Source organism: Pseudonocardia halophobica, from assembly GCF_050948485.1.
Classification (GTDB): Bacteria; Actinomycetota; Actinomycetes; order Mycobacteriales; family Pseudonocardiaceae; genus Pseudonocardia; species Pseudonocardia halophobica.
The window spans coordinates 1862812-1884597 of sequence record NZ_CP192046.1; the positions used below are offsets into that span (position 1 = coordinate 1862812).

Annotated in this window: 19 protein-coding genes; 11 read left to right on the top strand and 8 right to left on the bottom strand. The window is 75.6% G+C overall.

The window, feature by feature from the left end; translation table 11 throughout:
• Positions 1–82 precede the first annotated feature (82 nt).
• The 6 genes from ACQP04_RS08990 to ACQP04_RS09015 are packed head-to-tail and all read left to right on the top strand — an operon-like array spanning position 83 to position 6503.
• Positions 83–1597: an acyl-CoA carboxylase subunit beta gene (locus ACQP04_RS08990; RefSeq protein ID WP_433506596.1), complete on the top strand. Its 1515-nt coding sequence runs from the start codon at positions 83–85 to the stop codon at positions 1595–1597.
• Positions 1594–2403 (top strand): enoyl-CoA hydratase/isomerase family protein, encoded by an 810-nt coding sequence (locus ACQP04_RS08995; RefSeq protein WP_433506597.1) that lies wholly within the window; start codon positions 1594–1596, stop codon positions 2401–2403. The genes ACQP04_RS08990 and ACQP04_RS08995 overlap by 4 nt, the downstream gene beginning before the upstream one ends.
• Positions 2403–3203 (top strand): ester cyclase, encoded by an 801-nt coding sequence (locus tag ACQP04_RS09000; protein ID WP_433506598.1) that lies wholly within the window; start codon positions 2403–2405, stop codon positions 3201–3203. Before ACQP04_RS08995 ends, ACQP04_RS09000 begins: the two co-directional genes overlap by 1 nt.
• A complete protein-coding gene (locus ACQP04_RS09005; RefSeq protein ID WP_433506599.1) occupies positions 3200–4414 on the top strand; it encodes a cytochrome P450 in 1215 nt (404 codons plus the stop codon). Before ACQP04_RS09000 ends, ACQP04_RS09005 begins: the two co-directional genes overlap by 4 nt.
• Positions 4411–4605: a ferredoxin gene (locus ACQP04_RS09010; protein ID WP_037048983.1), complete on the top strand. Its 195-nt coding sequence runs from the start codon at positions 4411–4413 to the stop codon at positions 4603–4605. Before ACQP04_RS09005 ends, ACQP04_RS09010 begins: the two co-directional genes overlap by 4 nt.
• The gene (locus tag ACQP04_RS09015; protein ID WP_433506600.1) at positions 4602–6503 is read left to right on the top strand and encodes an FAD-dependent oxidoreductase; all 1902 of its coding nucleotides are present in this window, start codon (positions 4602–4604) and stop codon (positions 6501–6503) included. The genes ACQP04_RS09010 and ACQP04_RS09015 overlap by 4 nt, the downstream gene beginning before the upstream one ends.
• 147 nt (positions 6504–6650) lie before the next feature.
• On the opposite strand, the gene ACQP04_RS09020 is transcribed toward ACQP04_RS09015, so the two are convergent.
• From ACQP04_RS09020 to ACQP04_RS09030, 3 genes are all read right to left on the bottom strand, one after another.
• Complete coding sequence (locus ACQP04_RS09020; protein WP_433506601.1) at positions 6651–8288, bottom strand: flavin-containing monooxygenase; 1638 nt, start codon at positions 8286–8288, stop codon at positions 6651–6653.
• Positions 8289–8445: 157 nt separating this feature from the next.
• The gene (locus ACQP04_RS09025) at positions 8446–10473 is read right to left on the bottom strand and encodes a hypothetical protein (RefSeq protein ID WP_433506602.1); all 2028 of its coding nucleotides are present in this window, start codon (positions 10471–10473) and stop codon (positions 8446–8448) included.
• A complete protein-coding gene (locus ACQP04_RS09030) occupies positions 10470–11207 on the bottom strand; it encodes a hypothetical protein (RefSeq protein ID WP_433506603.1) in 738 nt (245 codons plus the stop codon). The genes ACQP04_RS09025 and ACQP04_RS09030 overlap by 4 nt, the downstream gene beginning before the upstream one ends.
• Before the next feature lie 117 nt (positions 11208–11324).
• Here ACQP04_RS09030 and ACQP04_RS09035 point away from each other — a divergent pair, with 117 nt between their 5' ends.
• A complete protein-coding gene (locus ACQP04_RS09035) occupies positions 11325–12053 on the top strand; it encodes a Crp/Fnr family transcriptional regulator (protein WP_433506604.1) in 729 nt (242 codons plus the stop codon).
• Positions 12054–12079: 26 nt separating this feature from the next.
• Here ACQP04_RS09035 and ACQP04_RS09040 read toward each other — a convergent pair whose 3' ends face one another.
• Entirely contained in the window at positions 12080–14266 is a 2187-nt protein-coding gene (locus ACQP04_RS09040) for a tetratricopeptide repeat protein (RefSeq protein WP_433506605.1), read from the bottom strand.
• Between the two features lie 173 nt (positions 14267–14439).
• Between ACQP04_RS09040 and ACQP04_RS09045 the strand changes: the two genes are divergently transcribed.
• From ACQP04_RS09045 to ACQP04_RS09055, 3 genes are all read left to right on the top strand, one after another.
• Positions 14440–15432, top strand: a complete 993-nt coding sequence (locus tag ACQP04_RS09045; RefSeq protein ID WP_433506606.1) for a hypothetical protein — start codon at positions 14440–14442, stop codon at positions 15430–15432.
• A gap of 116 nt (positions 15433–15548) precedes the next feature.
• The gene (locus ACQP04_RS09050) at positions 15549–16577 is read left to right on the top strand and encodes a TerC family protein (protein ID WP_433506607.1); all 1029 of its coding nucleotides are present in this window, start codon (positions 15549–15551) and stop codon (positions 16575–16577) included.
• Positions 16578–16716: 139 nt separating this feature from the next.
• Positions 16717–16998: a hypothetical protein gene (locus tag ACQP04_RS09055; RefSeq protein WP_433506608.1), complete on the top strand. Its 282-nt coding sequence runs from the start codon at positions 16717–16719 to the stop codon at positions 16996–16998.
• A gap of 6 nt (positions 16999–17004) precedes the next feature.
• Here the strand turns inward: ACQP04_RS09055 and ACQP04_RS09060 are convergent, their stop codons facing one another.
• From ACQP04_RS09060 to ACQP04_RS09070, 3 genes are read right to left on the bottom strand one after another with little or no spacing between them, the layout of a single operon-like run.
• Complete coding sequence (locus ACQP04_RS09060) at positions 17005–17316, bottom strand: putative quinol monooxygenase (protein WP_433506609.1); 312 nt, start codon at positions 17314–17316, stop codon at positions 17005–17007.
• 24 nt (positions 17317–17340) lie between these two features.
• A complete protein-coding gene (locus tag ACQP04_RS09065) occupies positions 17341–18852 on the bottom strand; it encodes a carboxylesterase/lipase family protein (protein ID WP_433506610.1) in 1512 nt (503 codons plus the stop codon).
• 18 nt (positions 18853–18870) lie between these two features.
• Positions 18871–20001 (bottom strand): PQQ-dependent sugar dehydrogenase, encoded by a 1131-nt coding sequence (locus tag ACQP04_RS09070; RefSeq protein ID WP_433506611.1) that lies wholly within the window; start codon positions 19999–20001, stop codon positions 18871–18873.
• 155 nt (positions 20002–20156) lie between these two features.
• On the opposite strand from ACQP04_RS09070, the gene ACQP04_RS09075 reads away from it, so the two are divergent.
• A complete protein-coding gene (locus ACQP04_RS09075; RefSeq protein WP_433508334.1) occupies positions 20157–20849 on the top strand; it encodes a DedA family protein in 693 nt (230 codons plus the stop codon).
• Here ACQP04_RS09075 and ACQP04_RS09080 read toward each other — a convergent pair.
• Complete coding sequence (locus tag ACQP04_RS09080; protein ID WP_433506612.1) at positions 20783–21763, bottom strand: asparaginase; 981 nt, start codon at positions 21761–21763, stop codon at positions 20783–20785. The genes ACQP04_RS09075 and ACQP04_RS09080 overlap by 67 nt on opposite strands.
• Between the last annotated feature and the right edge of the window lie 23 nt (positions 21764–21786).

Genomic DNA, 21786 nt, shown 5'->3' on the forward strand with positions numbered 1-21786 from the left:
TCCCGTGACGGCAACGGACAGCCCCACGGCGCCAGCAGGCACCCCCGGCAGTGCTCCGACTGGAGACACCGGCGCGCACACCATGGCGGACAGGATCGCGCTCCTGCGCGAGAAGCAGGAGGCCGCCCACGCCAGCGGCGGGGCGGAGGGCCTGCGCCGGCACCGGGAGTCCGGCCGCCTGCCCGTGCGCGAGCGGATCGACATGCTCGTCGACCCGGACACGTGGTTCGAGATCGGGGCCCTCGCCCTGCCCGAGCTGCGGCGCGAGAAGCCCATCCCGGGCGACGCGGTGGTCACCGGCTTCGGCCTGCTCGACGGCCGGCGCATCGGCGTGATCGGCATCGACTCCAGCGTGGTCGCGGGCACCACGGCCCCGATCAGCATGCGCAAGCAGGGGCGGTTGATCGAGCACGCGCAGCGGCACGGCTTCCCCCTCGTCCTGCTCTGCGACGCCGACGGCGGCCGGATGCCGGACGTCTCCGGCTGGCGGTTCTCCGGCCTCCCGCTGGACTTCACCACGTTCCTCAAGCCCCCGCCGGGTCAGCCGGTGGTGCCCCGCGCGGCCGCGGTGCTGGGCCCGAGCTACGGCGACTCGGCGTTGCACGCCTCCACCGCGCACTACGTGGTGATGGTGCGCTCCGGGTCGATCGCGCTGTCCGGGCCGAGCGTCGTGGAGCCCGCGATCGGCGAGAAGGTCACCGACGAGGAGCTCGGCGGCCCGGCGGCCGCGACCGAGGCCGGCAACGCGCATCTGGTCGTGGACACCGAGGCCGACGCGATGGACGCCATCGCCGCGTTCCTGTCGTACCTGCCGCAGAACTCCACGCAGCGCCCGCCGGTGGCGCCGCCGCTGCCGCCGGGGCGGGACCCGAAGGACCTCGAGGAGATCGTCCCGCTCGGGGCGCGGTCGGGCTACGACATGCGCGACGTGTTCGCCTGCCTGGCCGACGAGGCCAGCATCCTGCCCTGGGCGGACGGCTGGGGTTCGAGCCTGCTGTGCGCGCTGGCCCGGATCGAGGGCCGCCCGGTGGGGCTCATCGGCAACCAGCCGATCGTGCGGGCCGGGGCGCTGGACCCGGCGGCGTTGGCGAAGGAGAAGGTGTTCGTGCAGCTGTGCGACACCTTCGGGCTGCCGCTGGTGTTCCTGCACGACGTGCCGGGCCTGATGATCGGCACGCAGGCCGAGCGCGGCGGGATCCTGCACGGCTACGAGGCGCTGGTCTCGGCGATCGCCGAGGCCACGGTGCCCAAGGTCGGGGTGGTGCTGCGCAAGGCCTACGGCGGCGGGCACTTCGCGATGGGCGGTCGCCCGACGAAGCCGGACTTCCTCTACGCCTGGCCCAGTGCCGAGCTGGGCTTCATGGCCCCGGAGACCGGGATCCGCACGATCCACCGCCGGCGGCTGGAGAAGGTGCTGGCCGAGCAGGGCCCGGAGGCGCACGCGGCGCTGGTCGCGGAGCTCACGGCGGAATGGATCAGCGAGGCGGAGCCCTGGGAGGCCGCCGCGCACCTCTCGCTCGACGACGTCATCGAACCGGGCCGCACCCGGGAGGTCGTCGCGGCGAGCATCGACATCGCGCTCGGAGGACGGCTGTGACCAGCAGGAACGGGACCACCACCCGCAACGTCCGGGTGGAGGTCGAGGAGGTCGGGGACGGCCGCGTGGCCATCGCCGTGCTGACGATCGACGACCCGGCCAAGCTGAACGCGATGGGCCGCACGTTCTGGGCGGAGATGCGCGAGGCGCTGGCCTCGCTCGAGGCCGACGGCCGGACCCGCGCGGTGATCATCACCGGGGCGGGGGAGAAGGCCTTCTCCGCCGGGGGGGACATCGCGAGCTTCGCCGAGCTGACCGACGTCACGGCCAAGCGGGCGTTCCAGCAGGACTGCATGCGCACCTTCGCCGCGGTGGAGGAGACCCCGCTGCCGGTGATCGCGGCGGTGAACGGCTACGCCATGGGCGGGGGCTGCGAGCTGGCCCTGGCCTGCGACGTCGTGGTGGCGGCGGACACCGCGAAGTTCGGGATGCCGGAGAGCGCGGTCGGGCTGGTGCCCGGGTTCGGGGTGCTGCGGGCGCCGTCGGTGATCGGCCGGCACTGGACCAAGCTGATGATGTTCTCCGGGGAGCGGGTCGACGCCGAGACCGCGCAGCGGATCGGGCTGGCGCAGAAGGTGGTGCCCGCGGCCGCGCTGATGGACACCGCGCGGGAGATCGCGGTGCGGATCGCCGGGATGGCCCCGCTCGCGCTGGCCACGGGGAAGAACCTGGTCAACCGGGGTGTGGACCGCGGGGAGTTCGACCACTCCACGGCCGCGCTGACCACCCTGCACGCCACCGCCGACGCCGCCGAGGGGATCGCGGCGTTCGTCGGGAAGCGGGCGCCGAAGTTCGAGGGGCGGTAATGGAGCCTTTCGTCGCGCTGATGCGGCGCTACGTCAACGACTACACCAACCGGCACGACGTCTCGGTGTGCCCCGAGATCATGGAGCCGGGCTACACGCTGCGGATGGGCCCGCACGAGGTGGCGGGTCGCGACGAGCTGTACATCCCGGCGTCGCAGAAGCAGTTCACGCAGTTCCCCGGCCTGTGCCTCACGGTCCACGAGATCGTGACCGACGGCGACCGGCTGGCCATGCGGTTCTCCGAGCATGGCCGGTCGGTCAGGCACGACGGGCGCGGGGCGGCGTGGACCGGGCTCGGGCTGTACCGCTGGAACGGCACCAAGCTCGTCGAGAACTTCGTGGAACAGGACTACCTGGCCCGGCGGCGGCAGCTCGCCTCGGGCGTGCCCGCCGAGGTCGAACGCCCGGCGCTGGCGCCGTGGGACACGGTGGCGCTCGCCCCGGATCCGGCGGCCGAGGCGGTGGTGCGGGCCTGGATCGACGAGTCCGCGCCCGGTCCGGTCACCCTCGACGACGGGGCCCCGGACATCCTGCTCGCCGACGCGTCGTCGCAGGTCGACGACCTCTTCTCGGCCGGCCCGCACGTCGCCTTCCGGGTCACCCGCACCGGCACGTACGTGGGCGGGCTCGGCCCCGACGCCGGGATCGACGACGCCGCGCTCACCGGCGCGCCCGGCACGCTGCACCTCGTCGGACTGGTCACCGTGGCCGACGGCCGGGTGTCCGGCGGCCGGATCGTGCGGGACCGTCTGGGCCTGGCCCGCAGCCTGTCCCGGCCGACCGTGGGGAGTGCGCCGTGACCGTGCTGGACGATCTCACCACCCCGTCGGCGAGCGCGGACCCGTTCTCCGTCTTCCGTGCCCTGCGCGAGAGCGACCCGGTGCACTGGAGCGAGGCCCACCGGGCCTGGCTGATCACGCGCTACGACGACGTCTCGGCCGCCTTCCAGAACAAGGCCTTCTCCAACGACCGGGTCCGCCCGGTGCTGGAGCGCAAGCGGCAGGCCGGCGCCGAGTCCGCCGCGACCGGGGTGCTCGGCCTGATGACCGGCTGGATGGTCGTCAACGACCCGCCCGTGCACAGCCGGCTGCGCAAGCTCGCGGCCGGCGCCTTCAAGGGCCAGCGGATCGCCGCGATGGACGAGATGATCACCCGGATCGTCGACGAGCACCTCGACGCGTTCGTGCGCGGCTCCGGCCCGCAGGACCTGATCTCCGAGGTCGCCTACCCGCTGCCCGCCACGGTGATCGCGACGATGCTCGGCGCCCCGCCCGAGGATCGGGACCGGTTCCGCGAGTGGTCGGACGAGCTCGCGCTGGTCGCCTTCGGCACCGGCGGCGCCGCGCGGGCGGACCGGCACGAGCGCGCGCTGCGCGGGCTCCGGGAGATGGAGTCCTACTTCCACACGCTCATCGGGAAGCGCCGGGCCGAGCCGGGCGAGGACATGCTGTCCGCCCTGATGGCGAAGGAGGGCGACGACCGGCTGACCGACGACGAGCTCGTCGGCATGTGCGCGCTGCTGCTCTTCGCCGGCCACGAGACCACCACGAACTCCATTGCGAACTCGGTCCTGGCCCTGCTGCGGCACCCCGACCAGCTCGACCGCCTGCGCCGCGACCCGGCGCTGATCGGCCCGGCCGTCGAGGAGCTGCTGCGCTTCGACGGCCCGATCAAGGTGCTCAACCGCTGGGTGGTCGCCGAGACCGAGGTCCGCGGGAAGACGATCCGGCCGGGGGAGCGGGTGCACCTCGTGCTCGCCTCGGCCAATCGGGACCCGGAGAAGTTCACCGACCCGGACTCGTTGGACCTGGGGCGCAGCCCGAACCCGCACGTCGCCTTCGGCAAGGGCATCCACGCCTGCATCGGCGCGCAGCTGGCGCGGATGGAGACCCGGATCGCGGTGGCGCGGATCGTCGAGCGGCTGCCCGGGCTGGCGCTCGCGGAGGAGCCGGAGTGGAAGGACGTGCTGGCCTCCCGCTCCATGGAGAAGCTGGTGGTGACCCACTCGTGAGGATCGGGGTCGACAGCGAGGTCTGCGAGGCGCACGGCCAGTGCTCGATCGTCGACATGGACCTCTTCCCCCTCGACGACGACGGCTACTCGGCCGTCGGGCCGGACCGTGAGGTCCCGGAGGGCGAGGAGGACACGGCGAAGCTGGGTGTCGACGCCTGCCCGGTCCGCGCGCTGAAGGTGCTGTCGTGAGCGTGCTCTTCACGCCCGTCCGGCTGGGCCCGCTCACCCTGAAGAACCGCCTGGTCATGGCCCCGATGGGCACCTGCCTCGACAACGGCGGGTACATCACGGACGACACCGTGGCCTACTACCGCCGGCGGGCCGAGGGCGGCGTCGGGGCGATCACGGTGGAGGGCTGCCTGGTCTCGGCGGACACCGTCGGGCCGGAGCCGCGGATCAGCGGGCCGGAGTACCTGCCGGGGCTGCGCCGGGTCGTCGAGGCCCTGCGGCCCTACGACGTCACGGTCGGCGTGCAGCTCATGCACCCCGGCCGGCAGGTCGTCGAGGGGCCGTCCGTGGCGCCGTCGCCGGTGCCGCTGAACTCGGCCTCGCCGGTCCCGCACGAGCTGACGGTGCCGGAGATCGAGCGGATCGTCGCCGACTACGCGCAGGCGGCCCGCTACGCCCAGGAGGCCGGGTACGACTACCTGGAGGTGCACGGGGCGCACGGCTACCTGCCGTCGAACTTCCTGTCCCCGCAGCACAACCACCGCACGGACGCCTACGGCGGCCCGCTGGGGAACCGCGCGCGGTTCTCGGTGGAGGTCGCCCGGGCGATCGTCGCGGCGTGCGACCTGCCGCTCGTGTGGCGGCTCAACGGCACGGACGCCGAGCCCGGCGGCTTCGACCCGGAGTCGGCGGTGGCCGTCGCCCGGATGCTCGAGGAGGCCGGGGTCGCGTCGATCTCCGTGTCGTCGGGAACCTGGCTGACGCTGCAGCAGACCCTCGCGCCGATGTCCGTGCCGCGCGGGCACATGCGGCCGCTGGTCCGGGCGGTCAAGCAGGCCGTGTCGGTGCCGGTGATGGCCGTCGGCCGGCTCGATGACCCCCAGCTCGCCGAGAACATCGTCGAGTGGGGCGAGGCGGACATGGTGCTGCTCGGCCGCGGGCTGATCGCCGAGCCGGACTGGCCGCTGCTGGTGCGCGACGGGCGCCGGGACGAGCTGCGCCCGTGCATCGCCTGCAACGCGTGCGTCGACCTCGTCGGCCGCGGCGAGCGGGCCCGGTGCTCGGTGAACCCCGAGGTCGGCCGCGAGCTGACCTGGGAGGTCAAGCCCACGGCGCGCCCGCGGCGGGTGATGGTGGTCGGGTCCGGGCCGTCGGGCCTGGAGGCGGCGCGGCTCGCCCGGCTGCGCGGGCACCAGGTCTCGATCTGGGAACGGGACGCGGAGCTGGGCGGGAAGCTGGAGGTCGCCGGCCTGGCGCCGAGCAAGCGCGAGGTGCTGCGGTTCCGCGAGCACCAGGCGCGGCGGCTCACCGCGCTCGGGGTGGAGATCCACACCTCCGCGCCGGTGTCGGCGGGGACCGTCGCGGCCGAGCGGCCGGACGTCGTGATCGTCGCGACGGGCGCGGACGCGCTGGTGCCGCCCATCCCGGGAATCGACGGACCGACCGTGCACGACGCGCAGCGGCTGCTGCGCGGCGAGATCGCGGTCGGGCCCGGGACGCGGCTGGTCGTGGTCGGCGGCAGCGCCACCGGTTGCGAGACCGCGGAGCTCATGCGGGCCCGGGGCGCCGAGGTCACGATCGTCGAGATGCGCGGCAGTATCGGCCGCGGGATCGAGGCGATCACCCGCCGGCAGCTGGTGCGGCAGCTGAAGAAGGACGGCGTCGAGGTCCTGACCAGGGCCACGGTCGTCGGGATCGATCCCGGCGTCGTGCACTGGCAGGAGGCCGACGGCACCGCACACTCGATCGACGCCGACCTCGTCGCGCTCGCGATCGGCTGGCGCCCCACCGGCTCCGACGTCACGTCCGGGCTGGAGCTCGGCGAGGGAGTCGAGGTCAGGGTGCTCGGCGACGCCGACTCCCCGGCCGACTTCGTGCGCGCGGTCAACGCCGGCGCCGACGCGGGCCTCACCGTCTGACCCCGGAGTGCACAAACGGCACTTTTGTGCGGTAGGTCCGCACGAAAGTGCCGTTGGTGCGCCGGCGAGTCGGGACGGCCGGCCCCGGAATGCACAAACGGCACCTTTGTGCGGTAGGTCCGCACGAAAGTGCCGTTCGTGCAATCGTCAGGCGGACTGCTTCTCCGGTGCCGCCGTGACGTCCGGGAACTTGGTGTAGCCCTCGTAGCCCTTGGCGGCGACGTCGTCGCACCGCTCGCGGTACACGCCGACCCCGCCGATGTAGGCCATGAAGACCCGCGGCTTGCCGGGGACGTTGGAGCCCATGTACCAGGAGTCCGCGGTGGGGTAGAGGGTCGTGTCGCCGACCTCCTCGACGTGGCGGACCCACTCGTCCTCGGCCTCGGGCGTCGCGTCGAGCTCCTCGACACCGTTGTCGCGCATCCACTGGATGCAGTCGGTGACCCAGTCCACGTGCTGCTCGATCGACACCATCATGTTCGACAGCACCGACGGGCTCGACGGGCCGGTGATCGTGAACATGTTGGGGAAGCCGGCGACCGACAGCCCGAGGTAGGAGCGGGGGCCCTCGCCCCACTTCTCCTTCAGCGACACCCCGCCCTTGCCCCGGATGTCGACCCGGGTGATGGCGCCGGTCATCGCGTCGAAACCGGTGGCGAAGACGATCGCGTCGACCTCGTACTCGTTCTCCGACGTCCGGACGCCCTTCTCGGTGATCTCCACCAGCGGGGTCTTCCGGATGTCGACGAGGTGGACGTTGTCCTTGTTGAAGGTCTCGTAGTAGCCGCTGTCCAGGCAAGGCCGCTTGGTGCCGTACGGGAAGCTCCGCGGGGAGAGCAGCTCGGCCAGCTCCGGGTCGTGCACGGTCTCGCGGATCTTGGACCGGACGAACTCGGCGGCCGTCTCGTTGGCGTCCTTGTCCACCAGCGTGTCGGTGTACGAGGTGAGCACGGCGACGAGGTTGCCCTGCTCCCAGGCCGACTCGTAGGTGGCGGTGCGCTCGGCCTCGTCGACCTCGAGCGCGGACTGCGTGGGCAGCGGGACCGGGACGCCGAAGGCGGAGAGCTGCTGTTCCTTGCGGAACTCCCGGTAGGTCGCCTTGCGGGCGGCCACCTCCTCCTCGGTGAGCGGCCGGTTGCCCGCCGGCATCGAGAAGTTCGGCGTCCGCTGGAACACGACGGTGTCCGCGGCCTGGCCGGCCATGATCGGGATCGACTGGATGCCGGACGAGCCGGTGCCGATCACCGCGATGCGCTTGCCCGTGAAGTCCACGCCCTCGTGCGGCCAGTGTCCGGTGTGGTAGGTCGGGCCCTGGAAGCGCTCGGCGCCGGGGATCTCGGGCGCCTTCGACACCGACAGGCAGCCGGTGGCCATGACGAACCAGCGGCAGTCGACGACCTCACCGGTGTCCGTGATGACGGTCCAGCGCCTGCGGTCGGCGTCGTAGACGGCGCTCTCGACCCGGGTGTCGAAGGTGATGTCGCGCGCCAGGTCGAAGCGCTCGGCGACGTGTTCGGCGTAGCCGAGGATCTCGGGCTGGGTGGCGTACTTCTCGCTCCAGGTCCACTCCTGCTCCAGCTCCGGGCTGAAGGAGTACGAGTAGGCCAGGCTCTCGACGTCGCACCGGGCGCCGGGGTACCGGTTCCACCACCAGGTGCCGCCGACGCCGGAGGCGGCCTCGAACACCCGGGTGGACAGGCCCAGCTCGCGGAAGCGGTGGAGCTGGTAGAGGCCGGAGAACCCGGCCCCGACGATGACGGCGTCGACCGTCCTGTCGTTGGTCATGCGCGTGCTACCTCCAGGCTGCGACTCTGCAGACGTTTGGTGACGTGGACCCAGTCAACCGAGCGTTTGACAAGTCCGCGACGTGCGCGGCGACGCAGTCGGGGCGCGGCTTCGTTCCGGGGACACCTTGACCCGGACGGGTCCGGTGTGCTGCGGATCACTCGTCGCCGGTGTGGCCCCCGGTCAGCGCGGCGACGAGCGCCCAGTCCGGGGCGGCCGGGTCGAGCTCGCGCAGCTCCCGGACCGACCGGGCCGCGGGGGAGTCGACGAGCCGGGCGGCGAGCAGGTCCGGGCGGCCCGGGAGCTCGCCGACCTGGACGAGACCCGCGGCGAGCCGGGCCCAGCCCGTGGCGGCCGGGTCGCCGGCCTCGGCCAGCGCGGCCAGCGCGGAGCGGTGCGCGGCGACGGCCCGGCACGGGTGCCCGGCCGCCCGTTCGACGGCGGCGACCTCCTGCCATGCCGCGGCGACGTCGGCGGGCCGGCCGAGCGTGCGGAACAGCGCGAGCGCGGCGTGCAGGTCGGCCAGGGCCTCGGCGGGGCGGTCGCGCCGGCGCGCGAGGTGTGCCCGGTCGACCAGGGCCTGCGCGTGGGCGGCGTCGTCCCGGCCGGCGAGGAGGGCGACGGCGAGGTCGAAGGCGGCGCGGGCGTCGCGGAGCCCGGCGGGGTAGGCGGGTGCGGTCCCGAAGGTGGGTGCGGACCCGGAGGGCGGGAGTGGCGGGGGTGCCGGCGGCGCGGCCGGGTCGGCTTCGGCGGCGCGGGCGAGCGCGACGGCGAGGCGGTGCGCCGCGCGGCCGAGCAGGACCGGGTCACCGGTGCGGTCGGCGAGGTCGAGGGCGGCGGTGGCGGCGGCCAGAGCGGCCGTGTCGTCGCCCCGGCGGGTGCGGGCTGCGGCGAGGTGGACCAGGGCGTCGGCGCCCACGGCGGGGTCGGCGTGCGCGGCCGCGTGGTGGGCGAGCCGCTGCAAGAGGGTGCCGGTGCCGAGGGCAGGCGTCGCCGGGCCGACGAGGGGGGCCGGGTCGTCGAGCGGGAGCGGCCCGGTCGGTGCGGCCTCCGGTCCGGTCGTGGTTGGAGCGTCGAGCGGGGTCGGGCCGTCGAGCGGGACGGTGCGCGATTCCGGGAGCGGCCCGGGGAGGGCGGCCCACTCCGGCTCGGCCGGCAGCACCTCGGCGACGACGGTGGGCAGGGCGCACCACGGCCCGTCGCCGGGCCCGGGGCGCGGGCTGAGCAGCCCGCGGCGGAGCAGGGCGCGCAACAGCGGGCCGACCGCGACGCCGTCCGGCAGCACCGCGGTGCACCGCGCCGGATCGACCAGCGGCAGCCTGGTGGCCCGGACCGCCTCCAGCACCTCGCGATCGGCGGCGGGCAGGGCGGCCAGTGCGATCCGGGCGGCGGCGCGGGCGGCCGCGGCGGCGTGGCGGGGCCGGCCCGTGGAGTGCTGCGTCCGCAGGGCGCGCAGGCCCGCGGCGGGGCTCGGGAAGGTTCCCGCGAGCAGGCGGACGGCGAGGGGGGAGCCGTGGCAGGCCTCGAGCAGCGCGTCCGCGGACTCGACGGCCGGTGCCGGGCAGCGGGCGGGGACGTCGAGCCCGGCGTGGCAGGACGGCAGGAGCGCGCCGGCCGCCGCGGTCGGCAGGCCCCGCACCGCGACCGGGGCCAGGCCGTCGAGGTGCAGCTCGCCGAGCGGTGCGGCCGTGGTCACCAGCACCGCCGAGCCGCCGCCGGGCAGCAGTGCGCGGACCTGCGCGGCCGAGCGGGCGTCGTCGAGCACGAGGAGGGTGGGCGTGCCGGCGAGCACCGCGCGCAGCAGGGCCGTCCGGTGCGGCGTCGCGGCCGGGATCTCGCCGGCACGCACGCCGAGGTCCCGCAGCAGCTCCCGCAGCGCCGGGCCCGGATCCGGGCCGGTCAGCGGCACGAACCGGACCCCGCCGGGGTACCGGACGGCCAGGCGGGCGGCCGCGGCGAGGGCCAGCGCGGTGGTCCCGAGCCCGGGTCCACCCGCGAGCACGACCCCGGGGGCACCGGCGGCGACCGCCCGCAGCACCGCGGCCAGCTCGCCCTCGCGCCCCGCGAGCCCCGGCATAGTGGGGTCGACCGGCGGTGCGGCCGGGGGTTCGAGCACGACCCGTCCCACCTGCACGACGGTCCCGACGGGTGCCGCCACCCGCAGGTCCAGCTCCGGCTCCCTCACGCGCCGCCCCGGCGGTCCGGCGGGCCGATCGTGAGGCCGCCGTGCAGCTCCCGCGCCTGGACGACGGTCCCGGCCTGGCCGCCGTCGGCGACCTCGATCCGCATCCCGGGGACCTCGGGCCCCGGCCGCTCCGGCGCGGCGGTCCCGACCGCGTCCGTCAGCGGTGCCGGGAGCGGGCCGCCGGTGTGCAGCCAGGCGTGACCGGAGAACACCTTCGCGGGCTCGAGGACGAGCACCCGCCGGAAGTCGCGCAGCCGGACCAGGCCGCGCAGCTCGTCGAACAGCGGGTCGGAGACGGCGACCGCGAGGTCGGTGCCGGGCCGCCGGGCCAGGTCGGACCGCAGCGCCCGCGACCCGAGGAACCGGCAGGTCCGCACGACGCCGTTGCCCGCGAAGCCGTTGCGCGCCGGCCGGCCCGGGCCGCGGTGCGCGGCCGCGCGCAGCCGCAGCCGCTCGCGCGGGGCCTCCCGGTTGACCGCCTCGACCCCGGCGCGCAGCGCCACCAGCATCGCGACGACCGCCGCGGACTCCGCCGCCGGCCCGAGCAGGGCCACCTCGCCGTCCCCGTTGGGCTGGCGCAGCGGGGCGGTCCCCGCCGCCCGCCAGGCCGCGTCGAGCAGCCCGGCGAGGGCCTCCTGGGCCCGCTCCTGCCCCGCGTCCGAGCGCCTGCCGTAGCCCTCCAGGTCGACCGCGACGCACAACCGGTCGCCCGTGTCACCCCGGCGTCCGACCACCCGTCCCCCCGTACCCCGAACCGCCGCCGACGGGGAGCCTACGAGGTGGGGGCGCCCGGCGGGTAGGTTCGCCGTGCGGGCCGGCCGGTCCGCGCGGCACCCGGGGGTGACCGGTCGGTGACGACCCAGGAGCGGACGGAGGCGGCGCAGGGCCCGCAGGGCGGCGCCGGACCCGAGCCTGCCCTGGACCCCGCGCTCTGGGAGGCGCTGCGCGCCCTCGGGCACCTCGCCGAGTTCGTCCCCGGCGCCACGATCCTGTTCCAGGGCTCCCCCTCGGAGTCGATGCTGCTGCTGGAGAGGGGCCTCGCCACGGTGAGCGCCACGGCCGCGGACGGGGCCGAGGTGTTCCTCGCCTTCCGCGGGCCCGGCTCCCTGCTCGGCGAGTTCGGCTACGTCGACCGCAGGCCGCGCTCGGCCATGGTCCGTGCCGCCGTCCCCACCCTGTGCCGGGTCCTGCCCCGCCCGGCGCTGGACCGGTTCCTCGGCGCCGACCCCGAGGCGCAACGGGCGGTGACGACCGCCGTGGTCGCCAAGATGCGGGCGGTCACCGACCGGCGGGTCCGGTACACGCAGGGCCGCATCGGCACGCGGATCGGGCGGGTCCTCCTCGACCACGCACGCGAGTTCGGTGTCCCGGGCCCCGGCCGCTCCGTGGTGGTCGACGTGCCGCTGGCCCAGCCGCGGATCGCCGACCTGGTCGGCGCGAAGCCGCGGATCGTCGGGCTGGAGCTTGCCCGGCTGCAGGAGGCCGGGCTGGTCGACACGGGGTACCGGTCCTCGCCGCGGAAGCTGCGGGTGCTGGACCCCGAGGGACTGGAACGCCGGCTGGCGGAGCCCGCACACTGACCGCCGCAGGTGGCACGGGTGCGACATCAGCGGGCGGCATCCCGGCGATCATCGGTGCCCGACGACCGGCGACGGGAAGGACCCGCGGTGAGCGCTGAACCGGAACCCGAGGAGGGGACGGTGTCGGGCCCGACCGGGTTCGGGGTGGACGAGGACGTGCTCGCGCTGCTCGGCCACGACGGCGCCGCACTGCCGACGGAGCACCCGTTCGACTCCTGGTGACCCAGGACGGCGAGCCAGCGGCGCGCCTTCGCCTCGGCCGTCCGGTCGCCCGCGGCCACGGCGGCCCGCAGCGCCGCCCCCAGCTCGACGGTCGCCGCGACCGTCCGGCCCGCAGCGTCCAGCGCCTCGCCCAGTCCCTGCCGCGGGGCCACCGGCTGCGGCCCGTCCTGCTCCGCGAACAGCGCGCAGCTGCGGCGGTAGGCCTCGACCGCACCGTCGGCGTCGCCGGCGGCGCGCCGCGCGTCGCCGAGTCCCTGCCACACGGCGGCCTGCCCCGGCCCGTGGTCGAGCACCCGGAACCGTTCGAGCGCCCCCGCCTCGCAGTGCAGCGCGCGGTCCGTGCGACCCCGCGCGCACGCGACCGTCCCGAGCCCGTGCAGGGCCCACGCCGTGGTCTCCACGGCCTCGGCGCCCCGGTGGGTGCGCAGCAGCTCGATCACCCGCAGGTAGAGCCGCCCGGCGCGGCCCGGGTCGCCGATCTCGCGGTGCACCTCGGCCCGCGCCCGCACCGCCCCGGCCGCCCCGACCGGGTCGCCGGCGGCGAGGAAGCGCTGCTCCGCGCCGTCGAGGGTGCCGAGCGCGAGGTCCGGACGGCCGCGCCCGTGCTGGGCGACGGCGACCCGCACCTGCAGCTCCGCGCGTCGCCCCGGCGGGCCCTCCGCCTCCGCGCAGCGCAGCGCCGCCGTCTGGACGCGATACCAGTGCGCCCACGGCGCCCGGAGCGCGCGGCGGTCCGCGAGGACGTCGGCGACCTGGTCGAGACCGGTCCGGTCGTACCGCTCGAGGTCCTCGGCCACCACGACGAGGTTGTCCCACTCGGCGGCGAACCAGCCGTGGTCCGCGGCGCGGCCGGGGGTGGGGCGGGCCAGGTCGAGCGCGCGGAGGTAGGTGTGGGCGACCCGCTCCCGGCCGGCCGTGGCCATGCGCTCGCCGCCGGTGTCGCGCAATGCCTCCTCCGCGAACCTCCGGGTGGGGCCGCGCAGCGCGTACCGCGGAGGGGTGCCCGGCCGCCGATCGACGAGGTGGGCCGCGGCCAGCACGTCCAGCGCCGGCGCGACGTACTCGGCGTCCACCCCGGCCAGCGCTGCGGCCGTCGCGGGTGTGACGTCGGCGAGCGGCATCGCCCCGAGCGTGCGCAGCACCCGGCGCTCGGTCGGCCCGAGGTGCGCGTAGGCCGCGGCGAACGACGCGCGCAGCGTCCGGTCCCCGATCTGCAGGCCGGCGAGCGTGCGGTGCCGGTCGCGCAGCGCGGCGGCGAGCCGGTCGGGCGTGAGGTCCGGCTCGGCGGCCAGTCGCGCGGCGGCGATCCGCAGCGCGAGCGGCAGCCCGTCGCAGACCGCGACGAGCTCGTCGACGCCGGGGCCGGGGTCGCCGAGGAGGGTGCGGGCGTCGTCGGGCTCGAGGTCGCCGACCTCGACGCGGACCGCGGCATCCTCGGGCAGCGCGAGCGGGGAGGTCGCGGTGAGCAGGGCGAACGAGCCGGACCGCGCGGGCAGGAGCCCGGCGACCACACCGGCGTCGACGACGTCGTCGAGCAGGAGCAGGACGCGCCGCTCGGCCAGGGCGGCCCGCAGCGCGGCCCGGGCGTCGGCGGCCCGGGCGGGCACGGGCAGCCCCAGCCCGGCGAGCAGCCGGCCCGCGGGCGCGGCCGGGCCCGGGAGGCGGTCGCGCAGGTCGTCGGCGAGGACGCCGTCGGGGAAGAGCGGGGCGAGGCGGTGCGCGGCCTCGACGGCCAGCGCCGTGGTGCCCGCGCCCGGTCGGCCGGTCAGCAGCACCGCGCGCACGGGCCCGCGGACGGCCCGGGTGATCTCCGCGAGCTCGCGGCGGCGCCCGACGAAGCCGTACGGCCGCGGCGGGAGGGCACCCGGGACAGCGCCCGGGACAGGGCTTCCGGCCAGGGGGACGGCCACGGTGCCGACCTGGACGGCGGTGCCGACGGGAGCGTCGAGGCGCAGCGCCAGACGCCCCGCCGGGCGCGCGGGTCGACCCACCCCGTGATCACCTCCTGCCGGTCGTTCCGAGCAGTGTCGTCGATCGGCCGATGCTCCGGGAACCCGTCGCGTTCCGTGGTCGTGCTGCGGACAGGTGTAACCAACGGCAACGTCGCACCGAGCCGATCAGTGCCGATCAGCGCGCGACAGCGGCCGAGGAGGAGGCGTCGGCGATGCCGCAGAAGGGGTTGGACCCCCTGCAGGAGGACCTGCCCGGGCCGGTCCGCGAGGTCGTCACGGACCTGCGCACGATCTACACCGAGGGGCCCTTCGACCGGCTGCGCCAGGTCGAGGAGGCGATCGTGCGCGCCCGCGCCGACCGTCCCGGCCTGGTCACGGTCTCGTCCGCCACCTGCTCCCGGATGCTCGGCCCGCGCCGCACGCCCGACGGCCGCAGCGCCCTGCCGCGATGGCCCTCGGTGAAGGCCTTCCTGGTCGTGCACGGCGTGGACCCGGAGCCGTACGAGGCGCGGTGGACGGCGGCCCGAGACGCGTGGGCGGCCGGGGAGGAGCCGGAGGAGAGCGCCGACCGCGCCGCCGATCCCGCGGACGGCGGCGCCACCGGCACCTCGGCCCCCGCCCGCCGCTCCCAGTTCGTGGCGCTCGCGCTCGCCGGGCTCGCCCTGTTCGGCGCCGGTACGGCGTTCGGCCTGCTCCTCGGCCGCGGGACCCCCGAACCGCAGGCCGTGGCGGTGTCGCCGCCGGCGCTGCCCGGCGCGGTGGAGACCGTCGAGCCGGCCGGCCCGAGCGGGGTGAACTGCGACGTCGGCGGCGAGGGCGGCGACGTCCGGTTCCTCTCCGTCGCCTCCGACGACGGCCGGCCCGGCATCCCGATCCGGATCCGCGCCGACCTGGAGATCGTGAAGCCCGCCGACCCGGACCACACCTACTGGCTCATGTTGCGGCTGTTCACCGAGGGCATGCCGTTCTTCGCCAAGGCGCCCGTGCGGACCGACTCCGGCCCGGCCTCGTTCGAGCTCGCCTTCGACTCCCCGATCGGGTCGGTCCGCGACCTCTTCGTGGTGGAGGCGGACGCGGGTGCGGGACAGTGGCTCCGGGAGAGCCACGAGCACGACGGCGACAGCGGCTGGGCGCAGAAGCGCGGTGCGCTGCCGCCGGGCACCGACATCGTCTCCGGCACCTGCCGCGTCGAGCGCACCCGTTGACCGGCCGGCCGGAGGACGTGATGGTTGTCGCTTCCGCCCGGATCGGGGCGCGAATGCCCGGGTATCGGTAGCCTTCTCCCGAAGGGTGCGAAACGGACATCGACCGAGGAGGACGGGTGCTCGAGGTCACCGGGCTGGCGTGGGGCGTGACGATCGGGGCGGTCGTCCTGCTGCTCGCGCTGGACCTGATCGTGGCGGCGCTGAAACCCCATCGGGTCGGGTTCCGCGAGGCCGTGCTCTGGTCGGTCTTCTACATCGCCGTCGCCGTGCTGTTCGGCGTGATCTTCTGGAACTACGCAGGCAGCCAGTTCGGCATCGAGTACTTCAGCGGCTACATCGTCGAGAAGAGCCTCTCGGTCGACAACCTGTTCGTCTTCGTGATCATCATGACGACGTTCGCGGTCCCCGAGGAACACCAGCACAAGGTTCTGACCTTCGGGATCGTGCTCGCGCTGATCATGCGCGGCATCTTCATCGCCGTGGGCGCCACGCTGCTCAACGCCTTCTCGTTCATGTTCCTGGTGTTCGGCCTGCTGCTGCTCTACACCGCGGTCCAGCTGTTCCGGCACCGCGACGAGGACCCGGACGTCGAGGACAACGCCGTGGTCAAGGGCGCGCGGCGGCTCTTCCCGGTCAGCGACGACTACCACGGCGGCAGGCTGTTCGCGAAGGTCGACGGCAAGCGCCTGGCCACCCCGCTGTTCATCGTGCTGGTCGCGATCGGCGGCATCGACCTGCTGTTCGCGCTCGACTCCATCCCCGCCGTGTTCGGCGTGACCAGCGAGGCCTACATCGTCTTCGCGGCCAACGCCTTCGCCCTGCTCGGCCTGCGTGCGCTGTTCTTCCTGGTCAAGGGCCTGCTCGATCGGCTGGTGTACCTCTCGACCGGGCTCGCGATCATCCTCGCCTTCATCGGCGTGAAGCTGATCCTGCACTGGCTGCACGTCGACATCAGCCCGTCGGTGCCGGAGATCCCGACCACGCTGAGCCTCGGCGTGATCATCGGCATCCTGGCGATCGTCACGGTCGCGAGCCTGATCAAGACGCGCAACGACCCGGATCAGAAGGCCCACGCGGGCTCGCTGCGGGCCAGCAAGAAGGCTCCGGGCGCGGTCTCCGCGTCGGAGCAGGAGCGGGACCGCTAGGATGGTGGCGTGCGCCACGCGTTGACCTCCCCGCGGGAGATCATTACCCGGCGCGCCGGCTGAGCCAGGTCGCCGGCGCGCCCTTCACGTGCGCCCGCCCGGGACCTGGCCCGGATCCCCGTCTTCCGAAGGAGATCCGATGACCGCCGCCCTGCTCCCTGCCCCCGCCGCCCCGGACGTCCCGGAGATGTCGGACCACGTGTCCGTCACCGTCGCCGTGACCGGCGGCCTCGACGGCGTCCAGCGCGTCGTGACCCTGCTGCGCGGCCGCGGCTACCCGGTCCGCGGGCTCACCGCCGACCTCGCCGACGACGACACGGGCGCCCTCGGGGTGCGTCTGCCGCTCACGGCCGAGGAGGCCGAGCTGCTGGTCGCGCGCCTGCACCGCCTCCCGGCGGTGCTGCACGCGACGCTCGGCTGACCCGGGTCAGCCGAGGCCGGGCCCGCCCACCGGGGTGAGCTCGATGTACTCCGGCGGGGCCGCGAGCAGCGGCAGCACCGCGCCCAGGCCGGCCTCGCCGAGGTCGCGCTCGAGCGCGGCCTCCGAGGCCGCCTCGTCCGACCACACCTCGGTGACCCAGACGGCGTCCTCCTCGTCCGGGGTGCGGTTGACGATGTACAGCTCGCACCCCGGTGCGGAACGCATGCCCTCGGCGACCCGCAGCATCCCCTCGGCCAGCGCGGTCCCCTCGCCGGGGGTCGCGATCATCCGGACGTACCTGCCGACGCGGGCGCTCATGCGGCGACGGTAGCCGCGCCGGGATCAGGCGGCGGTGACCGGGTCCGCGGCGGCGTCGACCGACCGGGTGTCGAAGCGCCGCAGCGCGCGGCCCTCGGCCGTGAACGCCGGCCAGCCCGGGTCGCCGGTCCGCGCGAAGCCGGTCCACCCGGCGACCATCTCGTCCGTCAGCGCGCGGGGCGGGTCCTCGCCCGCCAGCGCGTCCGGCCCCGTCGCGTGCTCGGGCGTGCCGAACACGAACGGCAGCTCGAGGGCGTGGCAGGCGCCGAGGCCGCCGCCGAAGGCGGGGGAGCGCCAGGCGAACTCGTAGACGTGCGTGGAGCCGGACCCGGTCCCGGCGTGCGCCAGGGCGAGGCGCAGCGCCGGGCCGCGGAACACGAGGTCGGTGAGCAGGGCGGCGTACCGCTCGCCGGGCGTGGCCTCGGTGCGCGCGGCCAGCAGCTCCGCGGCGCGCGGGTGCACCGCGCCGAGCCCGGCGAGGGTCTGGGCGTCGGTCAGGGCGCCGAGCAGGCCGGTGGGGACGAGGTAGAGGTTCATCTCCTCGGCGTTGAACCCGGTGATCAGGTCGACGCCTGCCGCGGAGCCCTCGGCGACGGCCGCGAGCGGGGAGCGCGGCAGGACGTCGTCGCCCACCACCGGACAGAAGCCGCCGAGCCCGAAGCCGGGATCGACACCGTCGGGTTCGCGCAGGTCGCCGCGCTTCAGCGGGTCCGACATGCGGTCCTGCGCGGCCAGGGTCTCGGCGAGCGGCCGCTCCCGGAAGGCCTCGGCGGAGGGCTCCACGCCGAGCTCGGCGGCGACCCGTGCGGCGAACCCGCGCAGCGGCCCCTCGCTGTGCACCATCTCCGCCCCGCCGCTCTGCACGATCGCGCGGCGGAACAGCCCGGCCGCGAGCGGCGAGCCGAGCAGGCAGCCCACGCTCATCGCCCCCGCGGACTCGCCGAACACCGTGACGTTCCCGGGGTCGCCGCCGAACGCGGCCGCGTTCTCCTGCACCCACGCCAGCGCGGCGAGCTGGTCGCGCAACCCGATGTTGGTGGCCCCGCCGGCGAGCGGGAGGAAGCCCTCGATCCCCAGCCGGTAGGTCACCGACACCAGCACGACGCCGGCGCGGGCCAGCGCGGTCCCGTCGTAGACCGGGGCGCCGGGCTCGCCGGCCACGAACGCACCGCCGTGCACGAACACCATCACGGGCAGCCCGGAGCCGCCGGGGTCCGGCGTCCAGACGTCGACGGTCAGGTGGTCGTCGCCCGGCCGCCAGCCCTGCCCGATGACGGGGGAGAGGTCCAGGGGGCCGAAGGTGCGCGGCGGCTGCGGGGCGTTCGGGCCGGGGGCGGTGCAGTCCCGCACGCCCTCCCACGCCGGCACCGGTGCGGGCGCGGTGAACCGGAGCGGGCCGACCGGCGGCGCGGCGTAGGGCACGCCCAGGAAGCGGGCCACCCCGTCCTTCTCGACGCCCCGGACCCGACCCGCGCCGGTGACCGCCTCCGGCGCCTGGCCACCCGACTCCTGAACCGACCGCTCGCTCGCCTGCACGGTCTCCGGTCTACCGGATCACGCCAGCGGAAGCACGAGGATGCGGTCGTCGTCGGCCCCGGGGTCGCCGCGGCCGTCGCGGTTGCTGCTGGTGAACCACAGCGACTTCCCGTCCGGGCTGACCGCGACGGCGCGGATCCGGCCGTACGTGCCCTCGAACAGCACCTGCGGCTCGCCCAGCGACCCGTCCGGGTCCACCGGGTAGCGGAAGAGCCGCTCACCGCGCAGCGCGCCCGCGTAGAGCGCCCCGTCCGCGTAGGCCAGTCCGCTCCACGAGGCGTCGTCCGTGCCCTGCTGGGCCAGCGGGTCGACGAAGCCGTCCCGGCCCTCGCGGCCCTCCACCTCGGGCCAGCCGTAGTTGCCGCCCGGGGTGATCAGGTTGATCTCGTCCCACGTGCTCTGCCCGAACTCCGCGGAGTACAGCCGCCCGGCCGGGTCCCAGGCCAGGCCCTGCGGGTTGCGGTGGCCGAGGCTGTAGACCGCGGTGCCGAACGGGTTGCCGGGCGCGGGCCGACCGTCCTTCGTGAGCCGCAGGATCTTCCCGCCGAGGTCGTCGCGGTCCTGGGCCGGCTCGCCGCGGCCCGCCTCCCCGGTCGCGACGTACAGGAAGCCGTCCGGCCCGAACTTGATCTGGCCGCCGTCGTGGTTGCCGCCCTTGGGGATCCCGGTGAGGATCTCCTGCTGCCGCGACCCGTCGATCGTGCCGTCCGGGTTGGCCGTCAACCGGACGACCCGGTTGTCGTCCGCCGTCGTGAACATGACGTAGACGCCGCGGTCGGTCGCGTAGTCGGGGGAGAGCGCCACGCCGAGCAGCCCGCCCTCGCCGGTGGGCGTCACGCCGTCGACGGTGCCCAGCCGGGTCACCGCGCCGTCCGGGGCGACCCGCGAGATCGTCGCCGGGATCCGTTCGGTGACCAGCGCGGAGCCGTCCGGGAGGAAGGCGATGCCCCACGGCACCTCGAGGCCCGTCGCGAGCACCCGCGGCGCGCCGTCGGCGGGCGCGCTCTGCGGGGTGGCGGACGGGGTACCGGCCGGGGTGGCCGCCGTGGGTGCAGGGGCGGGGCCGGCGCAGGCCGTGGTGACGGCCAGGGTGCCCGCGAGCAGTAGCGCGGCGCCGGTCCGGAGGGGGAGGGCGGTGAGGGAGCGCACGCCGGTGAACCTATCCGGGCCGGTCGGACCGGGCGCGCCGAACCCGACGGAACGGGAGGAACACGGCAGCCCACGGCGGAGGTGGGGCCTGCACCCGGGCGGAGCGGTGGGTGGCCCCGCTCCGCCCGGCCGGGGCGTCGGGCACCCTGGTGACCATGACCGTGGACCACATCCTGCTGGCGATCCCGCCGCTGGCGGTGTACCTGATCGTCGGGCTCGTGGTGGGTGTGGAGAGCCTCGGCATCCCGTTGCCGGGCGAGATCGTGCTGGTCAGCGCGGCGCTGCTGGCCTCGCACCACGAGGTCGCGGTCGACCCGGTCGCGGTCGGCGTCGCCGCGATCGTCGGCGCCGTCGTCGGGGACTCGATCGGCTACCTGATCGGCCGACGCTTCGGCCTCCCGCTGTTCGACCGGCTCGGCCGCCGCTTCCCGAAGCACTTCGGGCCGCGGCACGTCGCCCTCGCGGAGCGGATCTTCGGCAGCTGGGGGACGTGGGCGGTGTTCTTCGGCCGGTTCGTGGCGCTGCTGCGGATCTTCGCCGGCCCGCTCGCCGGGGCGCTGCGGATGCACTACCCGCGGTTCCTGGCCGCGAACGTCGGCGGCGCGATCGTGTGGGCCGGCGGGACCACCGCGGCCGTCTACTACCTGGGGATCGTCGCCGAGAAGTGGCTGTCCCGGTTCTCCTGGGTCGGGCTCGGCGTCGCGGTCGTCGCCGGCCTCGCCGTCGCCCTGGTGGTGCGGCGGCGCACCCACCGGATGCTCGACGAGGTCGAGCTGCCGGATCAGGCGGCGCCGGTGTCGACGGCCGAGGGCACGGCCGGTTCCACGGCCCCCACCTCGGCCCCGTGACCGAGGACCGGCACGTGGCCGGCGGCGGCGAGCTCCGCGGAGCGCACCCCCAGGGCGCGCAGCGCGGCGGCGACCACAGCGGGAACGGGCCGCGCGGCGCCGTCGAGCACGGTCAGGGCCAGCGCCCGCCCGTCGGGTAGCGCCGCGGCGAACACCCCCTCCGCCCCGTCCTTCGCGACGAGCCCGGGCACGGCCCGCAGGATGCGGGTCACCGGGCGGGCGGGGCCGCCGAGCCACTCCGGGTACGCCCGGATCGCCGCGGCGACCCGGCCCTCCGGGCTGCCCGGCTCCGCCGTGGCGATCGTCGAGAAGGCACGGGCCAGGCCCGCGACGGTGCAGGAGAAGAGCGGTGCGCCGCAGCCGTCGACGGCCACATGGCGCACCTCGTCGGCGGTCAGCGCCTCGACGTGCCGGCGGATCACCTGCTGCAGCGGGTGCGCGGGGTCGAGGTACGAGGCCGTGTCCCAGCCCGCGGCCACGCACGTCGCGAGCATGGCGGCGTGCTTGCCGGAGCAGTTCTGGGCGACCGGCTCCGGTGGCGAGCCGGACGCGCGCCAGGCCGCGGCGGCGTCGGGGTCGAGCGGGAGGTCCGGGGTGTTCTGCAGCGAGGTGGTGCCGAGCCCCGCGCCGGCGAGGATCCGGGCCGCGCCCTCGCGGTGCATCGGCAGGCCGGCGTGGCTGGCGGCCGCGAGCGCGAGCAGCTCGTCGTCGAGGTCCAGGCCGGCTCGCAGCATCGCCGCGGCCTGCACCGGCTTGAGGGACGAGCGCGGGAGGAAGACGGTGCCGGGCCGGCCGACCTGCGGGCCGCCGACCGTCGCCAGGTGCCCTAGGTGCACCGACTCGACCACCCCGGACCGGACGACGGTGGCCAGGACCCCGGCTCCCGTCGCGACGCTGCTGCTCGCCTCACCCACGGACGGCGACGGTAGCCGCCGCC